The following is a 10,479-nucleotide window of genomic DNA, read 5'->3' on the forward strand; positions in this document are numbered from 1 at the left end:
CAGTTCAACCTGCCCACCTTCCTGGCGGTGGACCGGGAGGGGCGGTTGTACGTCAACGACACCATGAACTGCCGCGTCCAGGTCTTCACGCCGGAGGGCAAGTTCGTCACCCAGTTCGGCGAGAGCGGCGACGGCTCCGGCTACTTCAACCGGCCCAAGGGAGTGGCCGTGGATTCCGAGGGACATGTCTACGTCGCCGAGGCGCTCTTCTCCACCGTGCAGATCTTCGACCTCCAGGGCCGGTATCTGCTGAGCTTCGGAGAGTCGGGAGCGCGCGTGGGAGAGTTCTACATTCCGGCGGGCGTGGCCATTGACTCCTCCGACCGCATCTACGTGGCCGATCCCTTCCAGCGCCGCGTCCAGGTCTTCCAGTACCTGGCGGAGAAGAGCGCGCCGACGGCGGAACATCCGGGAGGCGGGCGGTGAGGCGCGTCCTCGGCTGCGCGCTGCTGTTGCTGCTGGCTGCGGGAGCGGGCGGACAACAGAGCGAGATCCGCAAGCTGCGCAACTCCAAGCACGACTTCAGCCAGTCGAGCGGGGCGGCCATCAAAGCCACCACCCTGGATGCCACCTGCATCTTCTGTCACGCGCCCCACCGGGCGCAGCCCATGGCGCCGCTGTGGAACCACAGCCTGCCCCAGGGCGTGACCTACCAGGTCTATCAGAGCAGCACCGAGCAGTCGCCGGTGGCGCAGCCTGGGGGCGGCTCCAAGCTCTGCCTGAGCTGCCATGACGGCACCGTGGCCCTGGGTGACACCGTCAACAACGGCCAGATCCCCTTCCAGGGGATGTCCACCGACCAGAAGCTGCCGGCCACCAGTCCCAGCAACCTGGCGGGCCCGTCGCTCAGCCTGGCCAGCAATCACCCGGTAGGCTTCGTTCCCAGCCTCAGTAATTCTCAGATCATGAACCCACCGGCCGGCGACCAGGTCAAGCTCGACAGCCAGGGCATGCTGCAGTGCACCACCTGCCACGACCCCCACGTCGAGGACAACGACCCCGTCGAGCTGCGCTTCCTGGTGAAGAACAACTCCGGCTCCGCCCTCTGCACCACCTGCCACGATCCCCGGGGTGGGGCGGGCAGCAGCCTATGGAGCTGGAGCGGGACGCAGGGCCAGCCTTCCAGCCACAAGACCTCGGCGGCGGCCTACACCAGCGAGACCAGCGGGGGCGTGAGCTGGCTGGGCAGCCACACCGGCTACGCCACGGTCGCCCAGAACGGCTGCGGCAGTTGCCATCGTCCCCACACCGCTCACGAGACGGCCCGGCTCCTGAAGGGTGAAACCGACCAGGTCTGCTTCCAGTGCCACGACGGCAATCCCCTGACCGCGATCGCTGATGTGAAGTCGGAGTTCACGCGCAAGCCCTACACCCATCCTTCGCTGGGCCCGCAGCCCGACCACGACCCGGTGGAGGCCCCCGACCAGATCGTGAGCCGGCACGCGGCCTGCGACGATTGCCACAACCCGCACGCCGCCCGCAACGACTCTTCTCCGCTCACGCCGCCGCAACTCTCGGGGGCGTTGCTGGGCGAGAGCGGGATCAACTCCGGAGGTGCGGCCCTGGATCCGCGGCGTGGCACCGCCGAGGCGCAGTACGAGTACGAGATCTGCTTCAAGTGCCACAGCTACAACCTCAACCAGCCGCAACAGCCCGGCTATGGCACCTATGGAGCCTTGCCCAGCCGGCAGACCCGCTCCCTCGACCTGCGCCAGGCCCTCGCCAACTCACCCTCCTGGCATCCGGTGGTGCGGCCGCGGGGGCTGAGCACCGGTCCGGGTGGCGATGTGCCCAGCCTGATCACCGACGCCGGGGTGGCCATCCCCGGCCGCATCCTCTCCTCCGCCTCGCAGATCTACTGCACCGACTGCCACAACAGTGACGACAACCGCAACCTGGGCCCCGGCAACACCGGGCCGGTGGGACCGCACGGCTCCGTGTATCCCCACATCCTGCAGCGCAACTACCAGGTGGAGAACCCGATGGGCGCGCCCGGCCATACCGCCGGCATCCCTTACTCCTCGGCCAACTACGCCCTCTGCCTGCAATGCCACAGCGAGCAGAGCCTGCTCAACGACGAGAGCTTCCCCCACCGCGAGCACATGCAGCTCACCTCCTGCGCCACCTGCCACGATGCCCACGGCGTGCCCAACGGCTCCGCGGTCAACAACGCCGCCCTGATCGACTTCGACCTCAACATCGTCGCGCCGTACCAGGGACAGATGCAGTTCGTGAAGGGAGCCGGCCACCACGGTACGTGCACGCTGACCTGCCACAATCAGGACCACGCCTCCACGAGCTACTGATTCGTCCGGAGAATCCCGGCCGGCGGGCGCCCCGCGCTGATGGATTGAATTGAAAGAAATGGTGAGCGCGGAAGGAATCGAACCTTCAACCTACTGATTAAGAGTCAGTTGCTCTGCCAGTTGAGCTACGCGCCCACGGGGTGCGGGAAAAAACTGCGGCACTCAGAGAATATCATCCGGGTTTGGGCGGCGTCTAGGCGCGGGCGCGAGCGCGTTCTGCCGCGTCACGATAGCGGCGGGCGCTTGCGGTGCCAGTCGCTGTGCTGCTGGAAGAGGCGGGCGGCGGCGAGCACCTTGTCTTCGCCCAGGACCCGCCCGACGAACTGGATGCCGATGGGCAGGCCGGCCTGGGTGAAGCCGCAGGGCACGCTGGCGGCGGGCAGCCCGCAGAAGTTCCCGATGCCTCCCAGGGGATCGGCGAAGCTCAGGTCGGTGTCCAGATTGGCCTCGAGAGAGCTGGCGGCAACGGGCAGCGAGGGGGCAGTCAGGAGGTCGAAGCTCTCGAAGAGGGTGTCCATCTTGCGCTGCAGCAGGCCACGGAGGCGCTGGGCGCGCTCATAATCGGCGGCGCCGACCTGCAGGTTCACGAAGCCGCCCATCTGCCCCTCGGGATCAGCGAGCTCGAGCACACGCCCGGATTCGATCAGATCCTGGAAGGCGGAAGCGCCCTCCACGGAGATGGTGAGCCCGGCGGCGGCCTCCCAGGGCCCTTCGGGCAGGGCAGCATCTTCGACCACGGCGCCGTGGGCCGTCATCACCTCGAGAGCGGCCTGGAAGGCGTCTTCCACCTCCGCCGCCGGGGACTGCCAGGCGTTGGTGAGGCGGCCGATGCGCAGCTTGGGCGCTCCCGCCGGCGGCCAGGTGAAGGCGGCATCCTGCGGCGGCAGCGAGCCGAGATCCGCAGGATCGTTTCCGGCGATGGCGGCCAGCACCAGGCCGCAGTCCTCCGCCGAGCGCGCCAGAGGACCGATCTTGTCCATGGAATAGGCCAGGCCCATGGCGCCCTGACGGCTGACCCGGCCGAAGGTGGGCCGCAGGCCGCTGACCCCGCAGAAGGCGGAGGGACACACGATGGAGCCCCAGGTTTCCGTCCCTATGGCAAAGCCGGCCAGCGCCGCCGCCACGATGGCGCCCGAACCCGAGGAGGAGCCGCAGGTCCAGCAACTCTCATTCCAGGGATTGTGGGCGGGGCCGGTGAGCGCGGCGGAGGCGTAGCGGTAGCCCATGCCTCCGGCCAGCTCGATCATGGCCGCCTTGCCCAGCAGCACCGCTCCGGCGCTGCGCAGGCGCTGGATGACGGCGGCATCGAAGGCGAAGCGCTGCTCGGCGTAGGGGCGCGCCCCCCAGGTGGTGGGGTATCCCTTGACCGCGAGCAGGTCCTTGGCGGCGTAGGGAATGCCGTGCAGGGGCCCGCGATAGCGGCCGGCGCGGATCTCGCGTTCCGCGGCCTGCGCCTCGGCCAGCGCCAGCTCGGGGGTGAGCGTGACGTAGGCTCCAAGCCTCGGCCCCAGGTTGCGGCTGCGGTCGAGATAGGCCTCGGTCAACTCCACCGGGGAAAGGCGGCGGGCGCGGATGCGCTCGCCCAGTTCGCTCGCCGACAGGTAGAGGACGTCTTCGTTGACCATGGCTCAGCGCTTCCCTGCCCCTGCCGCGGGCTTTGACGCAGGCCGGGAGGGGCGGCGATAGGGGCGGAAGACGGTAGCCGGCGCATCGGAGTTCTCCAGGGGAAATGCGCGCAGAGCGTCGAGCGCCTTCTGCGCTCCGATGAGCTGGCGGCGCACCTCGGTCTTCTGGGCGGCGGTAAAGCTGCGGCCGTAGCGGCCCAGCACCGCCTGGTACTTGGCTTCCACCTCGGCCTGGCTGGCGGACGGCAGCTTGGCGAAGTCGGCGGCTGCGGAGGGCGGAAGCTGGTCGGAAGCGGCGGCGGGCTGCTGCGGAAGAGCCCGGGCGGAGGAAGGCAGCAGAGCGGCGGCGGCGCCCGCCAGGGCGGCGTCGCGGGCAAACTGGCGGCGGGAGATCCTGCGGGTGCGGCCTGCGGGCGGCGGATTGGAAGGCATGCCGGTTCCGGCTTTCTCGTGGCGCGGAGTGAATGCGCCACGAGCCGAAAATCTAGTCGAAGACGCCGGGGGCGTCAACCGTCCCGAGGAGTGAAAGCAGCGGGCTTAGAAATTGAAGGCGAGGCCGCCGCGCACGGAGCGCGCCGACTGCACCAGGTAAATGGTGTGGCCGTCCTGGCCGAGCACAGGAACGTAGCCTTCAGCGAGCAGGTTGCGCAGGTCCACCAGGGCCTCCACGTGGCCGGGGAGGAAGCTTACCTGGGGCAGAGGCTGGCGCAGGAAGAGGCTGAGGTAGGGATCGGTCTGGCCGGGGGAGGCGTTGAACATGTCCACCGGGGTCAGGGCGTTGCCGCTCACCCAGCGATAGGAGGCGATCCAGCGGGTGTGGGAGCCGGGCACCGCTCCCGCCAGCTTGAGCGCGGCGGAGTGGCGGCATTCGCGGTGCAGCGAGGCCAGGGCCTGCTCCCAGGGCAGGTTGGAGCCATCCAGGGCCAGCACCCCGCCGTAGGCGTAGTCCACGGTGGCGGTGATGTCGTGGCTGAACTTGTGCTGCACCACGGCGCGGACGCCGCGGGTCTCCAGCTCCCCGCCATTGTAGGTGAAGGTGCCGGAGTAGACATCGGGCAGGAAGAAGCCGGAATCGGCGGTGACGTCACCCACGCCGGTCAGGGCGGTGTTGGAGATGCGGTCGGAGTACACCGCGACCTGCACCGCGTTCCGGCCCAGGCGGCGGGAGAGGGAGAGTTCGTGGTGGTGGGCGCGCTCCAGCCGGGGCTGCGCGTCCACCAGCGACAGGCGCGGCCCGCTCTCGCTCAGGTCGGCGGGAGCGCTGTCAAATCCCTTGGCCATCCGCAGGCTGGGCTCCGAGGTGGCGTAGCGGTATTCCACGACCGTGTTGGGGGAGAGGTGGAGATCCGCCGAACCCCAGGGCCGGAAGGCGGTGACCCGGCCCAGAAACTGCACCGCCTGGAACTCGCCGCCGTACTGAAACTCCAGCAGGTTGCCGACGGCGGTCTCGTCGCGCAAGGAGACCGCCAGGGCCTGCAGGGCGGCGTCCTCCGGGGCCAGCCCGGGGGAAGCGAAGCGCCGGAAGGTGACCGCGACCTCGGGCCGCGAGCCGTCGGGCAGGCGGTGCGAGTAGGAAGCGCGCAGGGCGCCGGCCGGGCTGCCGGGGGCGCGCCCCAGGCTGCCGTCGAAGGAGAGCGTGCCCGCCGCGAACAGGGACTGCTCGACGGCGAAGACGGTGTTCATGTCGGAGCCGGCGCCGTAGCCGTCGGAGTCGGAGCCCGCCAGCAGGACGACCTGCGCCTTCAAGGAGCGATCGTCCTGGCGCTCGGAGTGCGAGACGACCACGAGAGGGCCGTCGTCGCGCAGGCGCAGGATGGGGCGGTTAGCGGCCGCGCGCAGCGTCCATTTCCAGTCGTCGTCCTCCTGGGCGGCGGGACGCTGCTGGGGAACCAATTGCAACGCCTCGAACAGAGTGTTCAGGGTGAGATTGACCACGCGGTGGCCGCCGGGGGTCAAGGGCACGTCCTCCCGCAGGGAGGGCAGGAAGGAGGCCGCGCTCACCTTGACACTGTAGTTGCCGGGGAGCAGGTCGCGGGCGGTATAGTGGCCGGCGGCGTCGGTGAAGACGCGAACGGCGGGCGAGGCGGCGGAGAAGATCTCGACCACGGCGCCCATCTGGGGAACCCCGTGGGAGTCGCGCACCCACCCGGAGATGGAGCCCGGCTTGCCGGAGGCGACCGCGGGCAGTGCCAGCGCCAGCAGCGCGGCCAGCCATCCGAATTTGCGAAGCGCGCTCATCCCTACCCGGGAGCTTGCTTCCTGCAGACGCTTACTGCACCGTGAACTTGGCGGTGGGAGCGATGCTCTGCTTGGCCACCTTGTCGTCCACCTTCACCGTGATCTGGTACTGGCCGGGCTCCAGACTGGTCAGAGCCAGGCTCTTTTCCAGGGTGATCTGGTTGCCGACGTTGCCCATCTGGTCGGTGGATTCCACGGCGTGGACGACCTGCTTGTTGCTGGCCAGGTTCACGATGTCGTACTCGATGCTGGCCGAGGGTTTCTTGGTCTGCTCGTCCATCGCCAGGTTGTAGATCTGCAGCCAGAAGTTCATGTGCTCGTCACGACGGAAGGTGGCGGTCTGGCCGCTGGGCACCACGCGCGGGCGCACCTTGGTGTCGCCGATGACGAAGTTGCCGGTACCCACGTTCTTGGCCGGTACCCGCTCCATCTGGTCGGCCAGAATGAACGAGGAGGCGGCCAGCCGGTCGTCGCCGAACTCCGGGACCATCATGCCGCGGCTGTCGGTGCCCATGCGGTCGCCGTTGACGTCCTTGAGCACGAGGTCGACCTTGTAGCGGTTGGGACGCAGGGGCAGCGCCTTCCAGTAGACGGAGGAGGACTCCTGGGTCCGGGCCAGCAGTTCGGCGGGAACATCCACCTTGACCGTGTCTTCGAAGGTCTGGGCGATGCGGCCGGTCAGGGTGGTGACCCGGCCGAAGATGTTGACCACGCCGCTAGCCACGCCGTCCTTGGTGACGAAGGTGACATCCTTGTTCTTGATCTGGATGGTGATGGGCACCAGCACGGTGTCGGCGGTGACTTTGACGAAGTCCGCCTGCCAACTGAAGGGCAGGAGGTTGTAGCGGATGCTGTGGCTGACCACCTCCGCCAGGTCCTTGAACTTGATCTGGGGCGGGGCCTGCAGCTTGGCGAACTGGATCACGCGATCGAACTCGTCCTTGCCCTGCATCTTGCTGTTGAAGGGGCCCTGGCCGATGGCCTCCAGTCCGTTGTTCCAGCGGTCGGCCTTGTTGGCGAGGCCCATCTGCTCGTAGGTAGTGAGACCGCCGTTGGGAGTGTGCAGGAGCGCGTCCTTCTCCGAGCGGTCGAGGGTCATGTGATAGTCGTTGCAGGAGCAGGTGTCCACGAACTCGATGTTGACTTCCTGGCCGATGCCCTCGATATAGCGGTAACGCCAATCCTCGAAGGGATAGGTGGAGGTCTCGCCCCCGCCCTCCTCCTGGGGACGCTGGTAGTAGCCGCCGGTAGGATGGGCGTCGATCTCGTCGGGAGGGCCGTACATGATGTAGACCCGGCCACGGTCGGTCTTCCAGCCGGGAATGCCGGCGGCAAAGTGCTCATTGGCGTAAGCGATGCGGCGGTAGTGCTCTTCCTTGTACTCGTTCTCTTCGGTGTCGGGGGTGGGATCGCGGCGGAGCCAGAACTGCTCGATGAACTGCTCCCGCTCCTCTTCGTTGCTGAGCTGGAGGAAGGCCGCTTTTTCCTCGTCGGTGATGATCCAGCGGACGTCCTCGTCCAGCCACTTCTTGTCGGCGTCGCTCAGCTCCTTGTACAGGGCCTTCTGGTTCTTCTTGCGCTGCTTGTCGTTGAGCGGGCGCTTCAGGGGATCGACCTGCTGGTCCGCATCCTTCTGATCGGCAGCAGCCGCGTCCTTGGGCGCTTGAGTATCCTTGGCGGAACCGCCGGAGGTGGCCGGCTGGACCTGCGCCAGGGCGCCGGCGGCCAGCGCCAAAACGCTGGCCAGGATTGTCACCAAGAACCGCAAAATGAGGGCTTTAGACCGCATGGACGAAGCGCTCCTGGGCGTAGGGTATGGGCCTTTGAAATTGTATGTGTTTGCCAAGTGGCGCGCAAGACTCGAAAGGGGGGAAAGCACGCCGCCACGCTCCGCAGGGGAGGCATCCCGGGGTAGGCAAGGGGCAAGCGAGTCGCTATAATCGGCTAGACAGAAGCGCAGGACAACCCCAGGGGCAGGCCGGAAGTGTCTTGCCGGGAAACTTTTCGGGCGGATCCTCCGTATCAGCAAGAGGGGGCCGGACGTTGTGCGTCCCGGGGGTGGTCGTGGCGTTGCGAGGTAGAGGTTCTATGAGCAAGAAGAAGATCATCCTGATCGCAGGGATCGTGCTGGCGGTCGTGCTGGTGGTGGTGGGCACGATCTCGTTCAGCGGGAAGAACGTGGTGGGGGTGCAGACCGGCAAGGTCAGCCGCGAGGACCTGGCCTCCGTGGTCACCGCCTCGGGCGAGATCAAGCCCAAGAACTACGTCAACATCGGGGCCAACGCCTTCGGCAAGATCACCAAGCTGTACGTCAAGGAAGGCGATCACGTGAAGCAGGGCCAGATGCTGGCGCAACTGGAGAACGTGCAGTCGGCCTCCGACGTGGCCGCGACCCGGGCGGCGCTGGAAGCGGCGCGCACCGACGCGCTGGCCGCCGACGCCGGCCTGAAGACGGCGCAGGCGCAACTGGAGCAGTCGCAGGCGCAGTTGGAGCAGGCCAAGCTGGACTATCAGCGCGCCCAGGGGCTGTACAAGGACGCGCTCATCGCCAAGGCCGACTTCGACGCCAAGAAAGCCGCCTATGACGCCGCGGTGGCGGGCCTGGCACAGTCCAAGGCGCGCGTCGCCCAGTCCAAGGCGCAACTGGATTCGTCGCACGGGCACGTGACCCAGACGCAGGCCACCCTGGTGAAGAGCAGCGACCTGCTCAGCAAGACGGAGTACGTGGCTCCCTATGACGGCGTGATCACCAACCTGCCGGTGCGCGAAGGCGAGACGGTGGTGATCGGCATCCAGAACGCTCCCGGCAGCACCCTGATGACGCTGGCGGACCTGTCGGTGATCACCGCCGAGGTCAAGGTAGACGAGACCGACATCGTGAACGTGAAGCTGGGGCAGGATGCGACCGTGAGCATCGATGCCATCCCCAACAAGACCTTCCACGGCAAGGTGACGGAGATCGGCGACAACGCCATCGTGCGCTCCACCGGAGTGTCGACGGCGCAGACCACCGGCGGCAGCCAGGAGGCCAAGGATTTCAAGGTGGTGGTGACGCTGACGGACCCGCCGGAGAACCTGCGGCCGGGGCTTTCCACCACCGCCAAGATCACCACGGCGACGCGGCAGGGAGCGCTGGCCATCCCCATCCAGGCGCTCACCATCCGCCGCAGCTCGGAGCTGCAGGAGAAGTCCAAGAACAGCGTGCAGGCGGCCGCTCCCGCCAAGGCGGACGAGAAGGACAAGAAAGACGAGGAGTTGCAGGGTGTCTTCGTGGTGCGCAACCAGCGGGCGGTCTTCGTACCGGTCGAGACCGGCATCACGGGCACGACCGACATCGAGGTGACCAAAGGGCTGAAGGAAGGCGATGAGATCGTGACCGGCAGCTACAAGGTACTGCGCACGCTGAAGAACAACGCCGCCGTCAAGGTCGAGAAAACGCCGGCGCCCGCAGAATCGTCCTAACGTCAGCCGCGGTGGCGCGTCTAACCGGCAACCCGGTTTGCGGGCCAGCCCCGGCTCAGGAGAGACAGGGATGTCAAGCACCGACGTGGCGAGCATGGCCGAGCGGGCCCCAGCGGCCCCTCCCGACCAATGCATGATCAGCACCGAGGACCTGTGGAAGACCTATGACATGGGTTCCGAACAGCAGGTGCACGCGCTGCGCGGGGTGAACCTGCGCATCGACAAGAACGAGTACGTGGCCATCATGGGGCCCTCGGGCTCGGGCAAGTCGACGCTCATGAACCTGATCGGGTGTCTGGACACGCCCAGCAAGGGGCGCTACTGGCTCAACGGCCAGCTGGTCAGCGAACTGGACGACGACGAGCTGGCGCGCATCCGCAACAAGGAGATCGGCTTCGTCTTCCAGACCTTCAACCTGCTGGCGCGGGCCACCTCGCTGCACAACGTGGAGCTGCCGCTGATCTACAACGGGACGCCGGCGGAAGAGCGCCTGGAGCGCGCCAAAGCGGCGCTGCGCGCGGTGGACCTGGAACCCCGCATGATGCACAAGCCCAACGAACTCTCCGGCGGCCAGCGGCAGCGCGTAGCCGTCGCGCGGGCGTTGGTCAACAATCCCGCCATCATCCTGGCCGACGAGCCCACCGGCAACCTGGACTCGCAGACCGGCGCCGAGATCATGGCCTTGTTCGACCGGTTGCATCAGCAGGGCAACACCATCGTGCTGGTCACCCACGAACACGACATTGCCGAATATGCGCACCGTGTAATTCACATCAAAGATGGCGTCGTGGAACGGGACGAGAGGAAGAGATAAAAAAGCAGTGGTTAGTGGCTAGTAGCTAGTTCTC

The 10,479-nt window shown here is 67.2% G+C and carries 8 protein-coding genes and 1 tRNA gene; 4 read left to right on the forward strand and 5 right to left on the reverse strand.

The features are described 5' to 3' along the window. Positions 1 to 426, forward strand: a 426-nt coding sequence (locus VEG08_05820) for a 6-bladed beta-propeller (GenBank protein ID HXZ27504.1), incomplete at its 5' end; no start/stop codon positions are given. Beyond that, complete coding sequence (locus VEG08_05825) at positions 423 to 2,306, forward strand: cytochrome c3 family protein (protein ID HXZ27505.1); 1,884 nt, start codon at positions 423 to 425, stop codon at positions 2,304 to 2,306. The genes VEG08_05820 and VEG08_05825, both read left to right, overlap by 4 nt. A 59-nt stretch (positions 2,307 to 2,365) precedes the next feature. Here the strand turns inward: VEG08_05825 and VEG08_05830 are convergent. The 5 genes from VEG08_05830 to VEG08_05850 all read right to left on the reverse strand — a co-directional run bounded on the left by VEG08_05830 (position 2,366) and on the right by VEG08_05850 (position 7,925). Then, positions 2,366 to 2,441 (reverse strand) — tRNA-Lys (locus VEG08_05830). A gap of 89 nt (positions 2,442 to 2,530) precedes the next feature. Then, positions 2,531 to 3,931, reverse strand: a complete 1,401-nt coding sequence (locus VEG08_05835) for an amidase (GenBank protein HXZ27506.1) — start codon at positions 3,929 to 3,931, stop codon at positions 2,531 to 2,533. A 3-nt stretch (positions 3,932 to 3,934) separates the two neighbouring features. After that, positions 3,935 to 4,363 (reverse strand): hypothetical protein, encoded by a 429-nt coding sequence (locus tag VEG08_05840; protein HXZ27507.1) that lies wholly within the window; start codon positions 4,361 to 4,363, stop codon positions 3,935 to 3,937. Between the two features lie 105 nt (positions 4,364 to 4,468). Continuing rightward, positions 4,469 to 6,169 (reverse strand): TonB-dependent receptor, encoded by a 1,701-nt coding sequence (locus tag VEG08_05845; protein HXZ27508.1) that lies wholly within the window; start codon positions 6,167 to 6,169, stop codon positions 4,469 to 4,471. Between the two features lie 31 nt (positions 6,170 to 6,200). Next, a complete protein-coding gene (locus VEG08_05850; protein HXZ27509.1) occupies positions 6,201 to 7,925 on the reverse strand; it encodes a GWxTD domain-containing protein in 1,725 nt (574 codons plus the stop codon). A gap of 332 nt (positions 7,926 to 8,257) precedes the next feature. Here VEG08_05850 and VEG08_05855 point away from each other — a divergent pair, with 332 nt between their 5' ends. Together VEG08_05855 and VEG08_05860 are read left to right on the forward strand one after the other, a co-directional pair. Next, positions 8,258 to 9,631, forward strand: coding sequence for an efflux RND transporter periplasmic adaptor subunit (locus VEG08_05855; GenBank protein ID HXZ27510.1), 1,374 nt, complete (start codon positions 8,258 to 8,260; stop codon positions 9,629 to 9,631). A 94-nt stretch (positions 9,632 to 9,725) separates the two neighbouring features. Continuing rightward, the gene (locus VEG08_05860; GenBank protein HXZ27511.1) at positions 9,726 to 10,445 is read left to right on the forward strand and encodes an ABC transporter ATP-binding protein; all 720 of its coding nucleotides are present in this window, start codon (positions 9,726 to 9,728) and stop codon (positions 10,443 to 10,445) included. The last annotated feature ends 34 nt before the right edge of the window (positions 10,446 to 10,479 follow it).

It is taken from the genome of Terriglobales bacterium, assembly GCA_035624475.1.
GTDB lineage: Bacteria > Acidobacteriota > Terriglobia > Terriglobales > Acidobacteriaceae > DASPRL01.

What these genes read in the sequence shown, in the direction of transcription:
- VEG08_05835 (HXZ27506.1), bottom strand. Translation starts at nt 3,931, where the DNA reads ATGGTCAACGAAGACGTCCTCTACCTGTCGGCGAGCGAACTGGGCGAG.
- VEG08_05840 (HXZ27507.1), bottom strand. Translation starts at nt 4,363, where the DNA reads ATGCCTTCCAATCCGCCGCCCGCAGGCCGCACCCGCAGGATCTCCCGC.
- VEG08_05845 (HXZ27508.1), bottom strand. Translation starts at nt 6,169, where the DNA reads ATGAGCGCGCTTCGCAAATTCGGATGGCTGGCCGCGCTGCTGGCGCTG.
- VEG08_05855 (HXZ27510.1), top strand. Translation starts at nt 8,258, where the DNA reads ATGAGCAAGAAGAAGATCATCCTGATCGCAGGGATCGTGCTGGCGGTC.
- VEG08_05860 (HXZ27511.1), top strand. Translation starts at nt 9,726, where the DNA reads ATGGCCGAGCGGGCCCCAGCGGCCCCTCCCGACCAATGCATGATCAGC.